This is a genomic window from Dactylosporangium sp. NPDC005555 (genome assembly GCF_040605635.1).
In the GTDB taxonomy this organism is placed as follows: Bacteria; Actinomycetota; Actinomycetes; order Mycobacteriales; family Micromonosporaceae; genus Dactylosporangium.
Genome location: NZ_JBEXDG010000047.1, coordinates 65,531 through 86,384, shown reverse-complemented (window position 1 = coordinate 86,384; position 20,854 = coordinate 65,531). Strand labels below are relative to the sequence as shown.

Below are 20,854 nucleotides of genomic sequence, written 5' to 3'. Positions count from 1 at the left end.
CATGATCACGCCAAGGCCGTATCCATGTCCAGCGATCACCACATCGGTGATCAAGAATCCTCACTGGCCACGAAGGCAGAGGTTAAACGTCAAGCTATGGCGACACAAAGTCTTCCGGATCATGAGAAATAGGCCAGTGTCGATGTATAGACCGGGGAGTACCACGATTCAGACGGCGATCTTCGGCCACATGGGGAATTCGGTGTGGGGGTGGGGACGACGCCACTCGCACACCGTCACGCCGACGCACTCACGACATCCCACGTGGGGCGTCGTGGGACACACATCCACGAGCCGCGCCGCTCCGCGAAACCCGCATCCCGGCCACTGTCAGGTGGACGCCGGAGCGGGGGTGGTCGCGGTGGTCCACTCGACGTCGTAGTCGTACATCCACGCGCCGCTCTTCTCGGCGAACCGCTGGAAGAAGAACGGCATCATCGCGTCCCGCATCCGGGCGGCGAGCGGGCCGGCGACCTTCGCGTCGCGGTTCGCGCCGGCCACCTCGAGCATCTTGCCGGTCCGGGGACGGCGCAGCGCCTCGTAGCGGACGAGCGCCGCGTCCACGGCAGGCGCGTCCCGCAGGCACCGGGCCAGGACGACCGCGTCCTCGACAGCGAGGTTCGCGCCCTGGCCGGCGCCCATCGGATGGGCCGCGTCGCCGAGCACGACCATCCCGTCGCGGTGCCAGCGTGGCACGCCACCCGGCATCGCCTGCATCACGGTGCGCGGATGCCACTGTTGCGTGCTCCTGACGAGCGCGGCAGCGGGTCCCCGGTCACCGTCGAACAGCGCCGCGACCGCATCCCGGTCGACGGGACCCGCGGGCGGCCGGGCCGCGGGGACCTGGGCCGCCCACAGGGTGCCGGCGGCGGTCGGCGCCGACACCATCGTGGCCCTCGCGCCGAACATGATGCCGAACGCGCCCGGCTCGACGGGCCGCGCCGACAGGCCGCCGACGGTCCACAGCCCCGCGAACCGCGCGACGGGCGCGGCCGGGTCGATGACCGCCCGCAGCCGCGAGTGGATGCCGTCGGCGCCGACGATCAGGTCGGCGGTCGCGGTGCTCCCGTCGGCGAACGCGGCCGTCCGTGCGTCCGCGCCCGTCAGCCGCCGCCCGGTGACGATCCGCGCGCCGGCCGCCAGGGCCAGGTCGCGCAGCGTCTCGACGAGGTGGCCGCGCATGAGCGTGACCCGGCCGCGGGCCGCCTCGCCGAGCAGCTTCCCCCGCCCGCTGCGCAGCCGCAGCAGCGGCAGCGCGGTCCCGCGGGCGGCGACCGCGTCCCGGCAGCCGATCGCGTGCAGCGCGCGCAGCCCGTTGTCGCCCAGGCTGACGAACGACCCGACGTCCCCGGCCGGATCCGCGTACGCCTCGCACACCGTGACGCCCCAACCGATCCGGCGCAGTGCGATCGCCGCGACCGGCCCCGCGACCCCACCCCCGATGACCATGGCTTCCATGCCGCACCTCCTGACTGAATTCATATTCGGTGAACTACGATTCAGTTTTACGGGCTGCTACGGTCGGGCGTCAAGTGCCGCGGCGTGACAAGGTTGTGATCGCGATGGGAACGCGCAAGGAGAAGGCGGCCCAGACGTCCGTGGCCCTCAAGGACGCGGCCCGCAGGCTCTTCGCCACCCGCGGCTACCTGAACACGAAGATCAGCGACATCACGGCCGAGGCCGGCCGCGCGGTCGGGTCGTTCTACGACCACTTCGCCGGCAAGGAGGAGCTGCTCCAGGCGCTCCTGGCGGACATGCAGGACACCGCCGACGGGGCGCTGCCGGACCACGGCCCCGACCACGACCTGTCCGACGAGGCGCAGCTGCGCTTCCACGTCGCCGCCGCCTGGCACACGTTCAGGACCCACCTGCCGGTGATGGTCGCGCTCTTCCAGTCCTCGATGCTGGAGGCCCCGTTCAGTGGTCTGGCCCGCACCCGGCTCGCCGAGGACACCGGCATGCTCCGGCAGCACCTGGAGCTCCTGGAGGCCCGCGGGCACCCGCTGCCGGGCCGGCCCGCGGTCGTCGCCGACGCGATGGGCGCGATGCTGGCCATGTTCGCCTACGCGCACCTCACCGCGCCCGAGCCGCGGCTGTCCGACGACGAGGCGATCGACACCCTGACCGGACTCCTGCTGCGCGGCCTGCGGGGCTGACGCTGTAGAACTGTGGGATGGCACGGATCGTCGTCACCGGAGCACACGGCAAGACCGGACGGGCGGTCGTCGCCGACCTGCTCGCCCACGGGCACCACGTCGTCGCCACCGACGCCGTGGGCAGAGCCGGGCATCTCAGCGAGCTCGGCACCCCGATGGTGGTCGCCGACCTGACCCATTACGGCCAGGCGGTCGAGGTGGTGCAGGACGCCGACGCCGTCGTGCACCTGGCCAACATCCCGGCGCCGGGCATGTATCCGCCCGCGGTCACGTTCAACCGCAACTCGACGATGAACTTCAACGTGTTCCACGCCGCGCAGAACGCCGGCGTCGGCCGGGTCGTGTGGTCCTCCAGCGAGACGACGCTCGGCCTGCCCTTCGACACGCCCCCGCGCTACGCGCCGGTCGACGAGGAGCACTACCCCCACCCGACGACGACCTACGCGCTGTCGAAGGTCGTCGGCGAGACCCTCGCCCGGGAGATCTCCGCGTGGAGCGGCATCCCGTTCGTCGGCCTGCGCCTGTCCAACGTGCACACCCCCGACGAGTACGCCGTGGTCCCGTCGTACTGGTCCGACCCGCACCTGCGCAAGTGGAACCTGTGGGGGTACGTCGACGTCCGCGATGTCGCCGCCGCCTGCCGGCTCGCCCTGGACGCGCCGGTCGAGGGCGCGAGCTCGTACGTGATCGCCGCCGCCGACACGATCATGGACCGGCCGTCGGCGGACCTGATGCGCGAGGTGTTCCCGGACGTGCCGCTGACCCGCGAGCTCGGCGAGTTCGAGACGCTGCTCGGCATCGACCGGGCCCGCGAGGTCCTCGGCTACGACCCGCGGCACTCCTGGCGGACCGAGCTCACCTGAGCAGCGCCGTCAGGTCCGGCAGCGCGGTCCCGGAGACGGCCAGGTCGTGCAGGTTGCACTCGGCCCCCGACTCCGAGACCAGCACGCCGGGCGTGGCCGGGTGGACCCGGCGCCAGCCGCGGGAGGTGAGCGCCGCCTCCATCACCACCATCACCGACGGGGTGGCGTCGAGGTCCTCGGGCTCGGTCGGGGGTTCGGGCTGGGCCGGCCAGTTCGCCGCGACCAGCTCGTCGAGGCGGGTCAGCAGCACCTCGACGACCTCCGCCGGGCCGGCCGGCTCGCGGCCCAGCAGGGTGGCGACCTGGTCGTGCACCACGCGGGCCTGCCGGACGACCCAGCCGGGCCAGGCCGTCGCGGGCACCGCGGCGAACGTCGTCCATTCCGCGGGTGAGCGGCGCAGGACGTGCCGGGCCAGGGCCCGCTCGTCCGCGGCCGGGAGGGGGTCGACCGGCACCAGGCCCGCGGCCCGCAGCGCGAGGTGCGCGGCGGTCAGCGGGGCGATCGCGCCGGCGAGGTTCGGATGGCGGTTCATCAGCGTCGTCCGGGTGTCGTCGTCGACGGACGCGATGACCGCCCCGGCCCGGACCGCGGCCCGCCAGCCGTCGTGGACGTCCTGGATCGCGGCGGCGGCGTGCTGCCACACCTGCTCCTCCAGGTCGAAGGCGAGGTCGGCGAACTCGAACTCGGCCAGGTCGGCCTTGACCACCGCGCGGGCGGCGGTGTGCAGCCCGGAGGCGCTGCTGGCGGCCTGGTCGGCCTTGCGCTCCAGGGCGGTGGCGAAGTCGCGGGTGGCGCGCAGCACGGCCGCCGCCCGCGGGGGCAGCTCGACGCGGGACGGGTCGGCCGCCTCCTCGTAGAGGTCGCGCAGACGGGCGACGAGATGCGCCCGGCGGTGGTCGACGACCGCGAGCTCGTGCGCGACCAGGGCCCGGATCTCATCGACGGTCAGGCAGTACAGCAGCGGCAGCCCGACGAACAGGACCCGCCGGCGGCGGCTGGCCCAGGCGCGGACCACGCCGTGACCGGTGAGCTGGACGGCGTCCGGGGCGGCCACCCCGACTCTCGCCGCGACCTCGGTGACCAGGGCGAGCAGCTGCCCGGTCGCGGCGACTCCCTCCGGTGGGGGTCCTGGCGGACGGCCGTAGCGCATCAGGACCCATCTGGCGCGCCACACACTGATTTTGCCGGGCAACGGATCTTCGACGACGGCAACCGACACAGCGAAGCATCCTCACGACGGCGGCGCGGCACGTCAACGAGCACCGTCCATCCGGTGGGGGTGATTCCCGAAAGTCACCCCCACCGGTGCCGATGATGCGGTTGAGGACTCGGGGGTGAGATGTACCAGACGTTCAGTCCGCTGCTGGACGCGCTGAAGGAACGTGGGGCGGATCCGCAGGCGGTCGACCGGGCGGCGGAAGAGGCCGAGCGCACCGGGCGGTCGATCCGGGCCGTGCTCATCAACGACCACGTCGTCACCGAGGATCAGCTGACCGAGGCGTCCGCGGACGCGTACGGGATCCAGACGCTGGACCTGGTCGGGTACCCGATCGACCCCACGGCGGTCACCAAGATCCCGATGGCCCTCGTGCTGAAGCACCGGGTGCTCGGCATCGCCCTCAACGAGCACGAGATCACCGTCGGCATCACCGACCCGGGTGACGTCCTGGCGCTGGATGACGTGCGCGCCGCGACCGGGCTGACGGTCCGGCCGGTCGTGGTGGCCCGCTCCGAGCTACGCAAGATCATCGACCGGCTGAAGCGCGAGGAGAACGACCTCGGCGAGGTCGCCGAGAGCCTGCGGGCGGAGGCGGCGCCGAGCGCCTCGGCGCTGACGACGCTCAACGAGGACGCGCCGATCGTCCGGTACGTCAACTCGCTCATCGAGCAGGCGATCGTGAACCGCGCGTCCGACCTGCACCTGGAGCCGGGCGAGCACAGCATGCGGGTGCGGTACCGCATCGACGGCGTCCTGCACGAGGTCGACACCGTGCCGAAACACGTCCAGTCGGCGCTCATCTCCCGGCTGAAGATCATGTCGAACGTCGACATCACCGAGCGGCGCGTCCCGCAGAACGGCCGCATCACGGTGGAGATCAACCAGCGGGCGGTCGACCTGCGCACCGCGACGCTGCCGACGGTGTGGGGCGAGAAGATCGTGCTGCGGGTCCTGGACACCAGCGGGATGGACCTGAAGCTGGCGAAGCTCGGCTTCAGCAAGGCCAACGCGGAACGCTTCGCCGCCTCCTACAGCAAGCCGCACGGCATGCTGCTGGTGACCGGCCCGACCGGCTCGGGCAAGTCGACGACGCTGTACGCGACGCTCGCCGAGATCAGCAAGCCGACGGTCAACATCATCACCGTCGAGGACCCCGTCGAGTACCGGCTGCCCGGCGTCAACCAGGTGCAGGTGGACCACAAGGCGGGCCTGACGTTCGCGGCGGTGCTGCCGGCGATCCTGCGCTCCGACCCCGACGTGGTGCTCATCGGCGAGGTCCGGGACCGCACGACCGCGCAACTGGCGGTCGAGGCGGCGCTCACCGGTCACCTGGTGCTGTCGACCCTGCACACCAACGACGCGCCGAGCGCGGTCACCCGGCTCGTCGAGATGGGCATCGAGCCGTTCCTGGTCGGCTCGTCGGTGGACTGCGTGCTCGCGCAGCGGCTCGCCCGCCGGCTGTGCGACTGGTGCCGCACCGAGTACGAGCCGGGCGAGGCGGAGCTCGTGGGGGCGCGCTGGCCGTACGACATCCTCGGCGCCCCGAAGCATCTGTGGCGTCCGGTCGGGTGCCGCTCGTGCGCCAACACCGGCTACCGGGGCCGGATCGCGCTGCACGAGGTCATGCCGGTCTCCGCCGAGATCGAGAAGCTGGCCATCGACCGGGCCTCCGCGCACGAGATCCAGGCCGTCGCCCGCACCGAGGGCCTCATCGACCTGCGCCTGGACGGCCTGGCGAAGGCCGCCGAGGGGCAGACCTCGATCCCCGAGGTGGTCCGGGTCGCCGTGTAATCCCTCAGGACGCCGGGAAGGCTGCCGATGGGCCGCGTGTGGAGACCATGATGGTGACCAGCGACGAGCGCGCCTCGCTCGACGCGATGCTGGTGTCGCTCGTCCGCGTCGGCGGCTCCGACCTGCACCTGACCGTCGGGGCGCCGCCGACGGTGCGGATCAACGGCGGGCTGCGGTATCTGCCCGGGTACGACGACCTCACGCCCGGCGACACGGAGATGCTGGTCCGCGCCGCGGTGCTCAACGAGGGCCAGTGGAAGCACTTCGAGCAGATCCAGGAGCTCGACTTCGCCTACGCGATCGAGGGCGTGTCGCGCTTCCGGGTCAACCTGTACGCGCAGCGCGGCTCGTTCGGCGCCGCGTTCCGGGCGATCCCGCACACCATCAAGCCCCTCGACCAGCTCGGCGTGCCGGAGCAGGTGGCCCGCTTCGCCCACCTGCACCGCGGCCTGGTCCTCGTCACCGGGCCGACCGGCTCGGGCAAGACGACGACCCTCGCCGCGATCCTGGACCTGGCGAACCGGACCCGCTCCTCGCACATCATGACGATCGAGGACCCGATCGAGTTCCTGCACGAGCACAAACGCTGCCTGGTGAACCAGCGCGAGGTCGGCGCGGACACCACGTCGTTCTCGATGGCGCTGAAGCACGCGCTGCGTCAGGACCCCGACATCGTCCTCGTCGGCGAGCTGCGCGACCTGGAGACGACGTCGACGGCGCTGACCGCGGCCGAGACCGGCCACCTGGTCCTGGCGACCCTGCACACGTCCAGCGCCGCGCAGACCGTCGACCGGGTCATCGACATCTTCCCGCCGCACCAGCAGCAGCAGGTCCGCGCGCAGATGTCCAACGCGCTGCAGGGCGTCGTCACCCAGGCCCTGGCGCCACGCGCCGACGGTCAGGGCCGCACGATCGTCACGGAGATCATGTTCGCCACGCCGGCGATCCGGAACCTGATCCGTGAGGGCAAGAACCACCAGATCTCGTCGTTCATGCAGTCCAGCGGCAACGAGGGGATGCTCTCGTTCGACCAGCACCTGGCCGAGCGGGTCCGCCAGCAGCTGGTCACCTACGAGACGGCGCTGGAGATGTGTCACTCGGCGGAGGAGTTCCGCCGACTCGCCGGCCGGATGTGATGTGAGCGCGCATGAGTGCCACCAAGACGTACGAGTACCAGTCGATCGACCACGACGGGAAGCGCGGCAAGGGCAGGATCGAGGCCTCCAACGAGCTCGCCGCCGCCCAGCTGCTGCGCCAGCAGGGCCTGACGCCGCTCGCCATCACCAGCGCGGACTCGCTGATGAAGCGGGACATCAGCCTCCCCGGCTTCGGCGACCGGACCACGCTCAAGGACCTGTCGGTGTTCTCCCGGCAGTTCGCGACGATGACGCAGTCCGGCATGTCGCTGCTGCGCTCCCTGGCGGTGCTGGAGGAGCAGGCGCAGAAGGCGTCGCTGAAGAAGGCGGTCGGTGACGTCCGGCTCGACATCGAGGGCGGCACGTCGCTGTCCGGGGCGCTCGGCAAACACCCGAAGGTGTTCCCGGCGCTGATGGTGGCGATGATCCGGGCCGGCGAGACCGGCGGTTTCCTCGACAGCGCACTGGACCGCATCGCGACGAACTTCGAGAAGGACGCGCACCTGCGCGGGAAGATCAAGAGCGCGCTCACGTATCCGGTGATCGTGCTCGTCTTCACCGTCGTGATGATCAGTGCGGTGCTCATCTTCATCGTGCCGATCTTCGAGAAGATGTTCAAACAGCTCGGCGGCGAGCTGCCCTTGCCGACGCAGATCATCGTCAGCGCCAGTCACACGTTGTACTGGCTGGGGCCGCTCGTCATCATCGCCGGCGTCACGATCACGGTCTCGCTGCGCAAGGCGGCCGCCGCGAACCCCGCGGTGCGCCTGCGGATCGACAAGGTGAAGCTGAGACTGCCGGTCTTCGGGCCTCTGTTCACGAAGATCGCGCTGAGCCGCTTCTCGCGCAACCTCGGCACGCTGCTCGGCGTCGGCGTGCCGGTGCTCCAGGCGCTCGACGTCGTCGGTGCCACCACGGGCAACGCCGTCATCAGCACGGCCATGGCCGACCTGCAGAACGCCGTGCGCGAGGGCCGGCCGATGTCCTCGCAGCTCGGCTCGCACAAGATCTTCCCATCGATGGTCGTGCAAATGGTCGAGGTCGGCGAAGAGAGCGGCCAAATCAGTCAGATGCTGGAGAAGGTTGCCGATTTCTACGACCGAGAGGTTGATAGCGCGGCCGACGCACTCACCGCGTCCATCGAACCGATCATGGTGCTCGTCATGGGTGGCGTGGTCGGCGGAATGATCATCTGCCTCTATCTGCCGATGTTCTCGATCTACCAGAACATCCAGAGCAACTGAACATGACCGGCGCAAGGCAGCGGAGCCTCGCCGCCAACCACCACACCCGTGCAGGAGCAGGAGGCTCAACCATGCAGGAAACGCTGCGCAGGATGCAGAAGAAGCGTGCCGCCGGAGAGGGCGGATTCACGCTCGTCGAACTCCTGGTTGTCGTCGTGATCATCGGCGTTCTTGTGGCAATCGCCGTGCCGATGTACCTGAACTACCGTAAGGGCGCGGCGAACAAGTCCGCCGAGTCCGACGTCCGCGCCGCCGTCAGCGCGGTCGAGCAGTTCTACACCGAGAACGGCAACAAGTACCCGGACGACGTCATCACCGCCGGCGCCGCGGGGATCAAGGTCACCTTCAAGCTCGGCGCCGCCACCGACGGCCAGCAGGTCGCGACCCTCTCGCCCGGGAACACGCTGGTCTACAAGCAGCTCACCACCGGCACGTACCGGATCTGCGGTATGAACGAGGACGGCAAGGCGGTCTACAAGTACGAGAGCGCCGTGGGCGGCTCCGTCAAGAAGACCTCCGACACGACCCTCGGCGACTGCATCGGTGCCGCTGCGCCGTCCTGACCGGTCCCTGTCGACGCTGTGGCGGCCCGTGGTCCAGCGGGCCGCCACACCCGACTCCGACGCATGAAAGGAGCACGCTGATGCTGTTCGCGCTCGTCGGCGTGCTCGGCCTGGCGATCGGGTCGTTCCTCAACGTCGTCATCCACCGCGTCCCCCGCGGTGCGTCGCTCCTGCGGCCGGCCTCGCACTGTCCACAGTGCACACAGCCGGTCCGGCCGTGGCACAACGTCCCCGTCCTCGGCTGGCTGCTGCTGCGCGGCCGCTGTGCGGACTGCAAGGCACCGATCAGCGTCCGCTACCCCCTGGTGGAGCTCGGCACGGCCGCGCTGTTCGTCGCCGTCGCCGCCCGCTTCGGCTGGTCGGCGACGCTGCCCGCCTGGCTGTACCTCGCCGCGATCGCGGTCGCCCTGGCCCTGATCGACCTCGACGTGCTGCGCCTGCCCAACGCGATCGTCCTGCCGTCCTACCTGGTGGTGCCGGCGCTGTTCCTGCCCGCCGTGATCCTGCAGCGGGACTGGTCCGCGGGCCTGCGCGGGCTGACCGGGATGGCCGTGCTGTTCGGCTTCTATCTGCTGCTGTCCCTGGTGTACCCGGGCGGCATGGGCTTCGGCGACGTCAAGCTCGCCGGCGTCCTTGGCCTCTACCTCGGCTGGCTCGGCTGGGCGCCGCTCGCCGTCGGCACGCTCGCGGCGTTCCTCCTCGGCGGGATCGCCGGGGTCGTCCTGATGGCCGGCGGCAGGGCCGGCCGGAAGACCGCACTGCCCTTCGGCCCGTCGATGCTCGCCGGTGCGATGGTCGCGCTGTTCGCGGCCGCGCCGATCGCCGACTGGTACACCTCCATCCTCCTGCCCGCCTGACGGTCTTATCTAAGGAGCACGATGGCTGCCGTCAACCTGATCGGACTGGACATCGGCACGACGTCCATCCGCGCGGCGGAGACCAGCAACAGCAAGGACGGGCCGGTGATCAGCAACTTCGGCCACATCCTGCTGCCGCCCGGCGCTGTGCAGAACGGCGCTGTGCAGGACGAGCGGGCGGTCACCGGCGCGCTCAAGCAGCTGTGGTCCACCTTCAAGTTCCGCAGCCGCAAGGTCGCGCTCGGCGTGACCCACCAGCAGATCGTCGTGCGCGAGACCACGGTCGCCAACCTGCCGGAGAAGGAGATGCGCCAGGCGCTGCCCTTCCAGGTCCGCGACGCGCTGCCCCTCGCACCGGAGAAGTCCCTCATCGACTTCTACCCCCTGACCGAACCGGAGGGCGACACGGTGCGCGGGCTGCTCGTCGCCGCGCCCAAGGAGCCCGTCCTCGCCGCGATCAAGGCCATCGAGGCGGCGAAGCTGCACGTGGTCCGCGTCGACCTGTCCGCCTTCGCACTGCTGCGCGCCGCGTCCCGCCTCGACGAGAACGTCGAGGCCCTCGTCGACATCGGCGCCCACGCGACCAGCGTCATCGTGCACCACGACGGCGAGCCCCTCATCGTGCGCACCATCCCCCGCGGCGGCAACGAGATCACCAAGACCGTCGCCGACCGGCTCGACCTGCCCGTCGAGCAGGCCGAGGAGCTCAAGTGCCGCATCGGCCTGCGCACCGACACCGACGGCCAGACCGCCTCGGCGCTCAAGGACGCGGTCCGGCCGCTCATCAACGAGATCGGCAGCTCGTTCGCGTACCTCACCGCCGGCGGCCGGCAGGCCCGGGTCAGCCGGCTCGCCCTGTCCGGGGGCGGCTCGATGCTGCCCGGCCTCCTGGAGGCCCTGCACGCCCAGCTGCACGTGGAGGTGATCGCCGTCGACCCCGTCATGCGGGTGCGCGGCCTGCGCCGGGTCCGGCACGGCAGCCTCGAGCAGGTCCGCGCCTCGGCCGCCGTCTCGGTCGGCCTGACCCTGGCGGGCGCGCGGTGAGCGGCACCTGGTGGGAGGAGGAGCCGGAACGCAAGCTCACCGGCATCGTCCTGCCCTCCTGGGGCGACGACGACCCCGACGACTCCCCCCGCGACTCCGGCGACCCGGGTGGCTCCGGCCCGGCCCGGGGCGGATACCAGCCGGCCGCTCCGCCCGGCGACCAGCGGGGCGGGCACCAGCCGGCCGCGTTCGACGAGCAGCGCGGCGGATACCAGCCGACGGCCGCGTCCGGCTCGCAGTGGGGCGGCCATCAGAGCGCGGCTTCGTCCGGTGACCCGTGGGGCGGGCGGGCCGTCGATCCGCTGACCGACCCGCTCGACGCCGGCTGGACGCCCCCGGCCGCCGAGGAGCGCCTCGTGCCGGTCGTGCCGTCAGGTCCGCCGCCGTCGTGGCCCCCGGCCGACCCCACCGCGGAGAGCCCGGGTGCCCGCGTCGAACTGCCGGCGCTCACCGCCGACCCCGACCCGGCGTCGCAGCCGCTCGTGTCGCAGGCGGCGAAGGCGGAGACGGCCGCGCCGAGGCGGGAGTTCCCGCGGTACATCGCCGGCGAGCTCGTCCTGCCCGGCACCGCCGAACCCGCGACCCAGCCCGACGCCCGGACACAGCCGATCAACACCGGCACGCAGCAGCCCGACGCGTGGACCCGGGCCGCCGAAACCCTGGCGGTGCAGTCCAGCGGGACATGGGCACAGGACCCGGAAGCCCAGGCGACCCCCGAAGGTGGATGGACCCGGCTCACCGACACGCCGGCGCCGCAGCCCAGCGGGACATGGACGCAGGATGCGCCGGCGGCGCAGACCGGGGCGTGGACGCAACCTGCGGACAGCCGGGCCGGGTACGCGACGCCACCCACGGACGCGCTCGGCAGCTCGACGTGGGCACCGCAGCCGACCGCGCAACCGCGGCCGGCCTCGTCCCCGCCGGCCGCCGACCGCTTCGCGGGGCCCCCGCCAGTCCCGCACGCGCCGCCGCCTCCCCCCGCGCTGCCGGACGAGCCGGACGCCCCCGCGGCTGCCGTGTCGCTGCCCGGGGTGCAGTTCACCGCGCCCGCCAGGCCGCGACCGGCCCCGGCGGAGCAGGGCCCCGCCGCGCAGAAACCCGCCGCGACCGCCCGGACCATGCCGCCCGCCACGGTGCCGCCATCCGCGATGCCACCGGCGGCGACGGCGCAGGCGGCCGGCGCGGCGAGGACGGCTCCCCCGCGACCGACGACACCGCCGCCCGGGGTGCCGGAGGCCAGCGTGCCACCGCCACCGCGACCGGCGCCGCCGTCGATCCCGCCCACCGGCCATGGCATGCAGCCGGCCACCATGCCCACCGCCGCGCCCACGACCAGCCAGACCGGCCGGCCCAGCCAGACCGGCCCAGCAGGCCCGACCAGCCAGACCGGCCCAACCAGCCAGACCGGCTCGACAGGCCAGACCGGCCAGACCGGTCCGACCGGTTCCGCCGGCATGCCTGCGGCGCTGCAGGCCGCCGTGCAGCCGGTGCAGGCCGGCGGCGCGCCGGCCGACGCCCGGACCGCGGTCCAGCCCGCTGTGCCCGCCGCCGTCCACGCGGCCCAGCAGGGCGCGCCGCAGGGCGCCGCGGGGCAGGACGGGCCGGCCCAGGCCGTACCGGCGAAGAAGGACCGGGACGGTGCGCCGCATCCCGCGTTCCCGGACGCGACCGCCCGGACCATGCGGATCCTGCCGATCGCCGCCGACCTGCTGCCCCTGGAGATCATCGACCTGCGGCGGCTGCGGATGGTGCGGCGGCTCGTGATCGCCGGGGTGGCCGCGTTCATGGCGCTGATGCTCGGCTGGTACGTCGTCGCCGACGGCAAGGTCGGCCAGGCCCAGGACCGGCTGCAGAGCATCCGCGACGACAAGACCGCCCTGGACCGCGCCAAGAAGAAGTACGACTCCCTGCAGGACACCCAGCGGCAGATCAAGAACGTCGACGACCAGCTGCGGATCGTGCTGGCCGAGGACCTGTCGTGGTCGACGCTGCTGGCCTCGCTGCAGAAGGCGGCGCCGAAGGGCGTCAAGGTCAAGAGCGTGACCGGCGCGCTGAGGCAGGACACGCAGGCGGACGCCGGCAGCGACCTCGTCGGCCTGGTCACGCTGACCGGCACGGCGCCGACGAAGAAGGACATCGCGGCCTACGTCGACACCCTCGGCGGGGTCGTCGGCTTCGCCAACCCGTTCCCGACGGACGCGACCGAGAGCGACGACGGGCTGAACTTCACCATCAAGGTCGACGTCACCAAGGCGTCGCTCGGCGGCCGCTTCACCGCGCCGACAGCGACCCCGAGCGCGTCGGGAGGTAAGTGATGCGACCGGAACGACTGTGGTTCCTGGGTGGTGTGGTCGCCGTGATCGTGCTGCTCGCGGCCGGCTTCTACCTCGGCGTGTACCCCAAGTACCAGGAGGCGAACGACCTGGGGGTGCTCGGCGACGACACGGCGGCCGAGGTCGACCGCGAACGCCGGAACATCGCGAACCTCGAGGCGCAGAACCAGCGCATCGCGGAGTACCAGACGGAGCTCAAGGCTCGGCTCGCCGCGCTGCCGGAGACCGACTCGGTGGCGGAGCTGCTGCGCGAGGTGCAGAACGCGGGCGATCTGACCGGGATCACGGTCAGCGGGATCAGCGTCGGCTCCGCGGTCGAGGTCAAGGCCAGCGGCCCGCTGCCGGTGCACGCCGTGCCGGTGAGCCTGACGGCGTCCGGCCCGAGCGCGAAGGTCAACCCGTTCCTCGACCAGCTGCAGCGGACGCAGCCGCGCGCCCTGCTCGTCGAGAACGTGAACGTGGCCGCCGCCACCGGCGACAAGGTGAACCTGACGCTGACCGTCCGGGCGTTCTTCGCGGAACAGCAGTAGCCGGCGCCATGCAGCGGACTCCCCCCGCCGACGCCGGGTTCAGCCTGGTCGAGACGCTCACGTCGATCGCGATCATCGGCGTGGTCATGACGGCGCTGACCACGTTCTTCGTCGGCACGACCACGACGCTCAACAAGCAGCGCGGCCTGCAGAGCGCGGTGCGGATCGCGCACGACGGCATCGACCTGGCCAAGTCGCTGCCGGGTTCGGCCGTCGTGTCCGGCCGCAGCATCAAGGACGCGACCGAGCAGCTGCGCAAGTTCAAGGCCGGGGAGATCCCCGGCCTCGTCGGCAGCGTCCTGACGAACGTGACGGGGCTGCTGACCACGATGCTGCCGGCCGCGGACTCGAAGCTCGGCCCGCTGGCCGACAGTCTCGCCAGACCGGCGCTGCCGATCGTGCCGCAGGGCGTCGAGTTCAACAGCACGGACTTCGACCGGTACTACTTCGTCGGGTCGTGCCAGATGCAGCTCGGCGGGGACGTGTGCGGGCTGCTGTCGCTGCCCGGCACCCTGCTCAACTTCTACCGGGTGGTCGTCGCCGTCACCTGGCACAACGACCGGGCCTGCCCGAAGACCGGCGGGGTCTGCTCGTACCTGACGCAGACACTGGTCAGCGCGGCGCCGACGGACCCGGTCTTCAACCCGAGTGTCACCGTGATCCCGCCGCTGCCGGACAACCCGGGCAACCAGACCGTCGACGAGGTCTCGGTGCCGATGCCGGCGCCCATCACCCTGACCGCGACGACCGCGTACCCGCCGCTGACCTGGTCGGCGGAGAACCTGCCGCCCGGCGTGACGATCACCCCCGCCGGCGTCATCAACGGCACGCCGACGACCGCCGGGACCTACGTGGTGCGGGTCGTCGTCAACGACGCCGTGTCGACCAACGACGCGTCGTTCAACTGGACGGTGGCCGCGCTACCGGTCGTGGCGCCGGTCACGCAGACCTGGGACGCGGGCTCCGCCGTGAGCTACCAGGTGCCGCTGACCGGCGGCATCGGCCCGTACGCGTGGACGGCGACCGGCCTGCCGTCGGGTCTGTCGATCAACGCGACGACCGGCCTCGTCACCGGCACGACGACGGCGACCGGCGCGACGTCGAAGGCGACGGTGACCGTGAAGGTGACCGACAAGAACCTGAAGACGCACTCGGCGACGTTCACGTGGAACACGAAGGTCGCGGTGCAGTTCCCGAACGCGACGACGCCGATCGCCCTGACGAAGGGCACCCTGTACAACGGCACGGTGAGCGCGTACGGCGGCACCGGGTCCTACACGTGGTCGGCGAAGGACATGCCGCCCGGGCTGACACTGTCCCCCTCCGGGGCGGTGACGGGCGCGGTGAGCGGCGCGTCGCGCTACCTGGTGACGCTGACGGTGACCGACAGCTCCGGCGCGTCCGGCTCCACGCTCGTGCCGGTCAACGTGACCACGCCGGCCACGCCCGCCGGGCAGCTCCAGGTGACCACGCCGTCGTTCGCCGGCTCGTCGAAGCCGGACCTGACGAACGCCAAGGGCACGGCGGTCACCGCGCTGAGCCCGGCCGCGTCGGGCGGCACCACCCCGTACACGTGGGCGGCGGACGGCCTGCCGGCCGGCCTGACGTTCAGCACCACCACCAACAAGGTCACCGGCACCCCGACGACGGCAGGCGTCCACCCCGTCACCCTGACCGTCACCGACAAGAACGGCGGCAAGGCGGTCTTCATGTTCATCTGGACGATCACATGAACGCGTTCCTGCGCCGCGACGACGGCGTGACCCTCGCTTCCCAGCGAGCCCTCGTCCGGCTGCGCCGCGACGACGGCGTCACCCTCGCCGAGATGGCGGTCACGACCGCCATCATGTCCGCGGTCATGGCCATCTTCACCACCGGTGTGGTGCAGCTCTTCCGGGCCGGCAACAGCAGCGAGCTGGTGGCGGTGACCGAGTCGCAGCTCAACACGGCGTTCCTGCGGCTGGACCGCAACCTGCGCTACGCGGCGGGGTTCTCGAAACCGGGCGATCCCGACGTCAACGGCAACAAGCAGGTGGAGTACGTCAACACGGAGACCGTGAGCGGCGTACCGGAGTGCGCGCAGCTGGAGCTGAACAAGAAGCTGAAGGTGCTGCGCCGGCAGGTGTGGCCGCAGACGACGAAACCGACCGGCAAATGGGTCGTGCTCGCCAGCGAGGTGAACGCCGGCAAGAGCTCGTTCGCGCTGGCGGAGCCGACGTCGGACACCGGCTTCCAGCGGCTGCAGATCGTCCTGGTGGTGACCACCAACCCCGGCACCGGCCAGACCGAGTCGAAGACCGACGTCACCTTCACCGCGCTGAACAGCACCAGGGGCACCCTGCCCGCCACGGTCTGCCCGGAGGCCCGCACATGAGGTTCTTCAGATGGCTCTGGGGACGTTCCGGGGACGAGCGCGGATCACTGCCGCTGGCGATGATGCTGACGCTCGTCGGCACGTCGCTGTCGACGCTCATGGTGCCCGTGGTGATCCAGCAGGTACGGAACACCGCATCGACGATCGAGCGGGCGAAGGCGCTGCACGCCGCCCAGGCCGGCATCGACATGGTGATCGGCGGGATCCGCGCGTCGGCGGGCAGCATCGCCAACCTGATCTGCATCCCGGTCGCCACGCCGCTGATCGGCGCGATCGGCGCCGGGCTGCCCGGCCGCTACCAGGTCACCGTCGAGTACCAGGACTCCTCGCGCCAGCCGCTGCCGTGCGCGACGAAGGTGTCGCACCTGCTGTCGGTGCCGTCGTACGCGGTCATCACGTCGATGGGCACCGTCGAGGGCGCCGCCGGGCAGGCGATCAACCCGCGCGACGGGGGCACCCGGACGCTGAGCGCCACCTACGTCTTCCGGTTCACCAACGCGAACATCGAGGGTGGCCTGGTCCGCTTCTACGGCGGCACGTACTGCCTGGACGCGGGCTCCGGCTCGCCGGGCGTCGGCACGATCGTCACGACCCAGCCGTGCAACCCGGGCAGTTCGCGGCAGACCTTCGCGTACACGAAATACCTGACACTGCAGCTGGTGTCGTCGAAGACCGCGGCGAACCCGCTCGGCATGTGCATCGACTCGGGCGCCTCCCCGGTCGCCGGCACGCTGCTGCAGTTCCAGGTGTGCGGGACGAGCGTGACCGTCCCGTACTACCAGCGCTGGAACCTCAACGACAGCTCCAACTTCCAGAGCACGTCCGCGGCGGGCGCCCTCGGCTCGTTCTGCCTGCACGCGAAGGCCGGCGCGACGAAGGGCGCGTTCATGGAGCTCATCGCGTGCGGCGGCGCGGCCGACAACACCCGCACGTTCACCCCGGACCCGAGCGTCGGCGCCGGTGCCGCGTCCGCGCCGTACTTCCTGGTCAACTTCAAGCAGTTCGGCCGGTGCGTCGACGTCACCAACTTCGACACCACGCTCGGGTTCCTCATCGTGTGGCCGTGCAAGCAGGCGCCGAACCCGCTCAGCGTCGCGTGGAACCAGCGCTTCTCGGTGCCGCTCGCCGTGAACGACACCGGGACCGTCAACGGCCGGATCACCACGTACGACAACACCAGGACGAACAAGACCTACTGCCTGACGACGTACGACCCGAAGGGCGCGACACACTTCGTGATCATGAAGGCGTGCCCGACGCTCCTGGACACCAAGGAGACCCAGGACGCCGTCGAGTGGAAGGTGTCGTATCAGGAGAGCACCTACGGGACGAGCTACGTCATCAGGGACACCTGGGGGCGGTGCCTGAGCCCGACGAACCTCGACGACCCGAAGCTGCCCGCCGGCGACATCTTCAAGGGCAGCAGCACCGCCAGCAAACTCACCACCGCCGTGTGCGACGGCACGAAACTGCAGAAGTGGAACGCGCCGGCGAACATCGAGGACCCGACACCCCTGAAGAACATCGGGGAGAAGTGACGATCCCGTAGGGGACCTCCTGACGCCCGGTGCCACCGGAGATCAGGGTCCGGTCCGTGCTTGCACTGGATGGCGTCCGGCCTCGCGGTGACGAGGCTGGACGCCATGACCATCACCTGGGAGAAACCGGCGCTGCGGCCGGTCGGCCTCGGCCGGCAGGTCGGCATCGTGACGGCGGCGGTGGCCGCGTACTTCGGGGTCCGGGGCGCCACGGAGGCGGCGACGGACCAGGCCCTCGCGAACGCGGGGACCGTCGTGGACTTCGAACGCTCCGTCGGGCTGTTCCACGAGCACTGGCTGCAGTCGACGTTCGCCGGCACGCCCGCCGTGGCGACGTTCTTCAACTGGATCTACATCTGGGGGCACTGGCCGGTCATCGTCGCGACCCTGATCTGGCTGGCCCGCACCAACCCGGCGATCTACTACCGCACCCGCAACGCGATGCTGCTGTCCGGCGGGATCGGCCTGGTCGTCTTCATGCTCTTTCCCCTCGCCCCGCCGCGGCTGGCCGAGCTCGGCCTGGTCGACACCGTGACGCAGTCGTCCGACGCGTACCGGGTGCTGCAGCCGGCGATGTTCACCAACCAGTACGCCGCGATGCCGAGCCTGCACGTCGGCTGGGACCTGCTCATCGGCCTGGCGATCCTGGCGGCGGCTCCCAAGGCCCGGGGCCCGCTGCTGCGCGCGTTCGGCGCGGCGATGCCGGTGCTGATGGTGGCCGCCGTGGTCCTGACCGCGAACCACTACATCGTCGACGCGATCGCCGGCGCGGCCCTCACCGCCACCTGCTGGTGGGTGCTGCGGGCGCGGGAGCGGCGGCAGCCGCGCGGCTATGCCGGATGGGACGGCCTGGGCCTGCGATAAGGCCTACGCTTTGGGAATGGAACACCTGGAACTGGAACATCTCGGGTTCCCGGCGGACGTGATCCCGCTGCAGTACCAGGCGCTGCTGCTGTCCGACGAACGCCGGATGGAGGCGTTCGCCGATGCGATCGCCGAGGCCGTCCGGCCCGGGACCCGGGTGCTCGACCTCGGCTGCGGGACCGGCGTCCTGTCGTACTTCGCCGCCCGGCAGGGCGCCACGGTCACCGCGATCGAGCGGGAGCCGCGGGTCTTCGCCACCGCCGCGTCGGCGTTGCGGGCGGCGGTCGGCGACGCCGTCACCGTCCTGCACGCCGACGCCCGCGACTACCTGCCCGACGAGCCGGTCGACGTCGTGCTCTGCGAGATGCTGCACGTCGGCCTGCTCCGCGAGCGGCAGATCGAGGTCATCAACAGCTTCAAGCGCCGCTACCTGCGGCACATCGGCGGCCCGCTGCCCCGCTTCGTGCCGGAGGCGTGCGTGCAGGCGATCCAGCCGGTCGAGCAGGACTTCAGCTACTTCGGCTACACGGTGCCGGCGCCGGTGTTCCAGCTGCCGGAGAGCCTGCAGCCGCGCACCGTCGAGGCGGCCCCGCCGCAGGTGTTCCAGCAGTTCTTCTACACCGACCCGCTGCCGCACCACTGCACCGGCGACCTGCGCTTCGTCGCGGAGCGCCCGGCCCTGGTCAACGCCGTGCGCGTCGTCACCAAGAACCTGTTGTCCCTGCGGTACGAGCCGCCGGGCAGCATCGACTGGACCATGAACTACCTGGTGGTGCCGCTGCGCGAGCCGGTCGAGGTGCTCACCGGCGACGAGCTGCGGATCCGGTTCGACTACTGCCCCGGCGACGAGATCACCGTCCTCGCCGACAGCCTCACCGCCAGCGTCCCGGCCCACGCGCACTGACCGGTGCGCGGGGCCGGGCGGCTGCTCCCGCCCGGCCCCGCGCCGTCAGGACGCCTTGACGTGGAAGCGTTCGTCGACGACGAGGGCGGCGACCCCGTCCTCGGTCAGCGGGAGCGCCGGCAGCGCCTTGCTCCCGCCGCCGGGCCGGTTGTCGAGCTTCTCCTGGGCGAGGAACACCACGGTGCCGTCGGCGTGCCGGTAGGCGGCCCACTGGTCGAACTCGCCGTTGCCCCCGGACGCGATCCCGACGGTCAGGCCGCCGGTCGTCGTCACCAGCTTGCAGCCGGCCGTCGCCGGGGTCCAGAAGGCGTTCGCGACCGCGCAGGCGTCGCCGGACGCGTCGAGCAGGCCCGGCTCGTAGACGGTGACGAGGAGCTGACCGACGCCGCCGTCCTTCCCGAGCTGCGTGGCGGCCAGGTAGGACCAGGCGTCCTTGCCGCCGACCTTGCGCTCGTACTGGGCCTGCGACATCCGCGAGGACACCAGCTGGTCCGTGCCGGGGTTGTCCAGGGCGGTGTACCCGGCCGGTACCACGGCGAGGAGATCGACCAGGAGCTGCCTGCCCTGGTCGAACTTGTGCCCGGCGCGGGCGGTGCGGTCCTGCTGCGGCTGCCCGTCGGTGCCGGTCGGCCACACCTCCTTGTCGGTGCTGCTGGGGGCCGGCGTGGTGCCGGCGGTCCTGGTGGCGGCCGGTGGCGCGCCGACCTGTAGCGGGGCGCCACCCGACCCCGTGGTCGCGACCGCGACGGCGATCGCGGCCACGACCGCCGTGACCCCGCCCGCGGCGCCGGCCGCGACCAGGTTGCGGCGGCGCACGGCCCGGCGGCCGGCGGTCACGGCCACCGCCGGCGCCATCGGCGGCGGCGGGGAGGCGTGGTCGATGGCGTCGCGCAGCGACACCCGGAAATCGTGCTCGTTCATGACTGGTTCCTCGATGCTCGCGCGTGGCTGTCTTCAAGGTGGGTGCGAAGGGTCTGCAGCCCCCGCGCGGCCTGGCTCTTCACGGTGCCGGTCGTGCAACTGAGCAGGGCGGCCGTCTCGCCGACGGACAGGTCCTCCCAGTACCGCAGGATCAGGACCGCCCGCTGCCTGGGCGGCACGGCGGCGAGCGCGGCGATCATCGCGATCCGGTCGTCGGGCGCCGTGTCGCTGGTCGCGCCGTCCAGGGGCACGTCCGTGACCCTGACCCGGTGCCACCAGCCGAGCCTGCGCTCGTCCAGGAACGCGTGGAACAGCGTCTGCCGCACATACCCGTCGAGGGCCTCGTGCCGGCTCACCCGGTCCCACACCACGTACAACTTGGTGAACGCCACCTGGGTGAGGTCCTCCGCCCGGTGCCAGTCGCCGCACAGCAGGAACGCCGTGCCGCGCATCGCGTCCGACCGCGCGGCGAAGTACTCGGCGAACGCCGTGTCCCGATCCGTCATGCGGTACTCAC

Annotated in this window: 19 protein-coding genes; 15 read left to right on the top strand and 4 right to left on the bottom strand. The window is 71.5% G+C overall.

The features are described from left to right. Positions 1–330: 330 nt before the first annotated feature. Positions 331–1,458: an NAD(P)/FAD-dependent oxidoreductase gene (locus ABZS58_RS37260; protein ID WP_354788084.1), complete on the bottom strand. Its 1,128-nt coding sequence runs from the start codon at positions 1,456–1,458 to the stop codon at positions 331–333. A gap of 104 nt (positions 1,459–1,562) precedes the next feature. Here ABZS58_RS37260 and ABZS58_RS37255 point away from each other — a divergent pair, with 104 nt between their 5' ends. Both ABZS58_RS37255 and ABZS58_RS37250 read left to right on the top strand, forming a co-directional pair. Then, positions 1,563–2,156: a TetR/AcrR family transcriptional regulator gene (locus ABZS58_RS37255; RefSeq protein ID WP_354788083.1), complete on the top strand. Its 594-nt coding sequence runs from the start codon at positions 1,563–1,565 to the stop codon at positions 2,154–2,156. Between the two features lie 17 nt (positions 2,157–2,173). Beyond that, a complete protein-coding gene (locus ABZS58_RS37250; RefSeq protein ID WP_354788081.1) occupies positions 2,174–3,019 on the top strand; it encodes an NAD(P)-dependent oxidoreductase in 846 nt (281 codons plus the stop codon). On the opposite strand, the gene ABZS58_RS37245 is transcribed toward ABZS58_RS37250, so the two are convergent. Continuing rightward, positions 3,012–4,169, bottom strand: a complete 1,158-nt coding sequence (locus tag ABZS58_RS37245; protein ID WP_354788080.1) for a hypothetical protein — start codon at positions 4,167–4,169, stop codon at positions 3,012–3,014. The genes ABZS58_RS37250 and ABZS58_RS37245 overlap by 8 nt on opposite strands. 189 nt (positions 4,170–4,358) lie before the next feature. On the opposite strand from ABZS58_RS37245, the gene ABZS58_RS37240 reads away from it, so the two are divergent. The 13 genes from ABZS58_RS37240 (at position 4,359) to ABZS58_RS37180 (ending at position 19,416) form a co-directional block, all read left to right on the top strand. After that, a complete protein-coding gene (locus tag ABZS58_RS37240; protein ID WP_354788078.1) occupies positions 4,359–6,029 on the top strand; it encodes an ATPase, T2SS/T4P/T4SS family in 1,671 nt (556 codons plus the stop codon). A 47-nt stretch (positions 6,030–6,076) separates the two neighbouring features. After that, positions 6,077–7,165 carry a type IV pilus twitching motility protein PilT gene (locus ABZS58_RS37235; RefSeq protein WP_354788089.1) on the top strand — a complete coding sequence of 363 codons (1,089 nt, stop codon included), beginning with the start codon at positions 6,077–6,079 and terminating at the stop codon, positions 7,163–7,165. 11 nt (positions 7,166–7,176) lie between these two features. Continuing rightward, the gene (locus ABZS58_RS37230; protein WP_354788076.1) at positions 7,177–8,409 is read left to right on the top strand and encodes a type II secretion system F family protein; all 1,233 of its coding nucleotides are present in this window, start codon (positions 7,177–7,179) and stop codon (positions 8,407–8,409) included. Positions 8,410–8,480: 71 nt separating this feature from the next. Beyond that, the gene (locus tag ABZS58_RS37225) at positions 8,481–8,972 is read left to right on the top strand and encodes a prepilin-type N-terminal cleavage/methylation domain-containing protein (RefSeq protein WP_354788075.1); all 492 of its coding nucleotides are present in this window, start codon (positions 8,481–8,483) and stop codon (positions 8,970–8,972) included. 80 nt (positions 8,973–9,052) lie between these two features. Beyond that, complete coding sequence (locus ABZS58_RS37220; RefSeq protein ID WP_354788074.1) at positions 9,053–9,829, top strand: prepilin peptidase; 777 nt, start codon at positions 9,053–9,055, stop codon at positions 9,827–9,829. A gap of 21 nt (positions 9,830–9,850) precedes the next feature. Next, complete coding sequence (gene pilM, locus ABZS58_RS37215) at positions 9,851–10,873, top strand: type IV pilus assembly protein PilM (protein WP_354788072.1); 1,023 nt, start codon at positions 9,851–9,853, stop codon at positions 10,871–10,873. Then, positions 10,870–13,188: a hypothetical protein gene (locus tag ABZS58_RS37210; protein ID WP_354788070.1), complete on the top strand. Its 2,319-nt coding sequence runs from the start codon at positions 10,870–10,872 to the stop codon at positions 13,186–13,188. Before pilM ends, ABZS58_RS37210 begins: the two co-directional genes overlap by 4 nt. Further along, a complete protein-coding gene (gene pilO, locus ABZS58_RS37205) occupies positions 13,188–13,736 on the top strand; it encodes a type 4a pilus biogenesis protein PilO (protein ID WP_354788069.1) in 549 nt (182 codons plus the stop codon). Before ABZS58_RS37210 ends, pilO begins: the two co-directional genes overlap by 1 nt. Positions 13,737–13,744: 8 nt before the next feature. After that, entirely contained in the window at positions 13,745–15,469 is a 1,725-nt protein-coding gene (locus ABZS58_RS37200; protein ID WP_354788067.1) for a putative Ig domain-containing protein, read from the top strand. Further along, positions 15,466–16,110 (top strand): hypothetical protein, encoded by a 645-nt coding sequence (locus ABZS58_RS37195; RefSeq protein ID WP_354788065.1) that lies wholly within the window; start codon positions 15,466–15,468, stop codon positions 16,108–16,110. The genes ABZS58_RS37200 and ABZS58_RS37195 overlap by 4 nt, the downstream gene beginning before the upstream one ends. After that, positions 16,107–17,648 (top strand): hypothetical protein, encoded by a 1,542-nt coding sequence (locus tag ABZS58_RS37190; RefSeq protein WP_354788063.1) that lies wholly within the window; start codon positions 16,107–16,109, stop codon positions 17,646–17,648. The genes ABZS58_RS37195 and ABZS58_RS37190 overlap by 4 nt, the downstream gene beginning before the upstream one ends. Positions 17,649–17,753: 105 nt before the next feature. Next, positions 17,754–18,512, top strand: a complete 759-nt coding sequence (locus ABZS58_RS37185; protein ID WP_354788062.1) for a phosphatase PAP2 family protein — start codon at positions 17,754–17,756, stop codon at positions 18,510–18,512. 16 nt (positions 18,513–18,528) lie between these two features. Next, positions 18,529–19,416, top strand: coding sequence for a methyltransferase domain-containing protein (locus tag ABZS58_RS37180; protein WP_354788061.1), 888 nt, complete (start codon positions 18,529–18,531; stop codon positions 19,414–19,416). Positions 19,417–19,461: 45 nt separating this feature from the next. Here the strand turns inward: ABZS58_RS37180 and ABZS58_RS37175 are convergent, their stop codons facing one another. Then, positions 19,462–20,337 (bottom strand): hypothetical protein, encoded by an 876-nt coding sequence (locus tag ABZS58_RS37175; protein WP_354788060.1) that lies wholly within the window; start codon positions 20,335–20,337, stop codon positions 19,462–19,464. After that, a complete protein-coding gene (locus ABZS58_RS37170) occupies positions 20,334–20,843 on the bottom strand; it encodes a SigE family RNA polymerase sigma factor (protein WP_354788059.1) in 510 nt (169 codons plus the stop codon). Before ABZS58_RS37170 ends, ABZS58_RS37175 begins: the two co-directional genes overlap by 4 nt. Between the last annotated feature and the right edge of the window lie 11 nt (positions 20,844–20,854).

Excerpts from the sequence above, each read along its gene's own strand:
- ABZS58_RS37170 (WP_354788059.1), bottom strand. The coding sequence starts at position 20,843 with ATGACGGATCGGGACACGGCGTTCGCCGAGTACTTCGCCGCGCGGTCG.
- ABZS58_RS37200 (WP_354788067.1), top strand. The coding sequence starts at position 13,745 with ATGCAGCGGACTCCCCCCGCCGACGCCGGGTTCAGCCTGGTCGAGACG.
- ABZS58_RS37220 (WP_354788074.1), top strand. The coding sequence starts at position 9,053 with ATGCTGTTCGCGCTCGTCGGCGTGCTCGGCCTGGCGATCGGGTCGTTC.
- ABZS58_RS37245 (WP_354788080.1), bottom strand. The coding sequence starts at position 4,169 with ATGCGCTACGGCCGTCCGCCAGGACCCCCACCGGAGGGAGTCGCCGCG.
- ABZS58_RS37250 (WP_354788081.1), top strand. The coding sequence starts at position 2,174 with ATGGCACGGATCGTCGTCACCGGAGCACACGGCAAGACCGGACGGGCG.
- ABZS58_RS37235 (WP_354788089.1), top strand. The coding sequence starts at position 6,077 with ATGATGGTGACCAGCGACGAGCGCGCCTCGCTCGACGCGATGCTGGTG.
- pilO (WP_354788069.1), top strand. The coding sequence starts at position 13,188 with ATGCGACCGGAACGACTGTGGTTCCTGGGTGGTGTGGTCGCCGTGATC.
- ABZS58_RS37180 (WP_354788061.1), top strand. The coding sequence starts at position 18,529 with ATGGAACACCTGGAACTGGAACATCTCGGGTTCCCGGCGGACGTGATC.
- ABZS58_RS37185 (WP_354788062.1), top strand. The coding sequence starts at position 17,754 with ATGACCATCACCTGGGAGAAACCGGCGCTGCGGCCGGTCGGCCTCGGC.
- ABZS58_RS37175 (WP_354788060.1), bottom strand. The coding sequence starts at position 20,337 with ATGAACGAGCACGATTTCCGGGTGTCGCTGCGCGACGCCATCGACCAC.
- ABZS58_RS37240 (WP_354788078.1), top strand. The coding sequence starts at position 4,359 with ATGTACCAGACGTTCAGTCCGCTGCTGGACGCGCTGAAGGAACGTGGG.
- ABZS58_RS37260 (WP_354788084.1), bottom strand. The coding sequence starts at position 1,458 with ATGGAAGCCATGGTCATCGGGGGTGGGGTCGCGGGGCCGGTCGCGGCG.
- ABZS58_RS37195 (WP_354788065.1), top strand. The coding sequence starts at position 15,466 with ATGAACGCGTTCCTGCGCCGCGACGACGGCGTGACCCTCGCTTCCCAG.
- ABZS58_RS37230 (WP_354788076.1), top strand. The coding sequence starts at position 7,177 with ATGAGTGCCACCAAGACGTACGAGTACCAGTCGATCGACCACGACGGG.
- ABZS58_RS37225 (WP_354788075.1), top strand. The coding sequence starts at position 8,481 with ATGCAGGAAACGCTGCGCAGGATGCAGAAGAAGCGTGCCGCCGGAGAG.
- ABZS58_RS37255 (WP_354788083.1), top strand. The coding sequence starts at position 1,563 with ATGGGAACGCGCAAGGAGAAGGCGGCCCAGACGTCCGTGGCCCTCAAG.
- ABZS58_RS37190 (WP_354788063.1), top strand. The coding sequence starts at position 16,107 with ATGAGGTTCTTCAGATGGCTCTGGGGACGTTCCGGGGACGAGCGCGGA.
- pilM (WP_354788072.1), top strand. The coding sequence starts at position 9,851 with ATGGCTGCCGTCAACCTGATCGGACTGGACATCGGCACGACGTCCATC.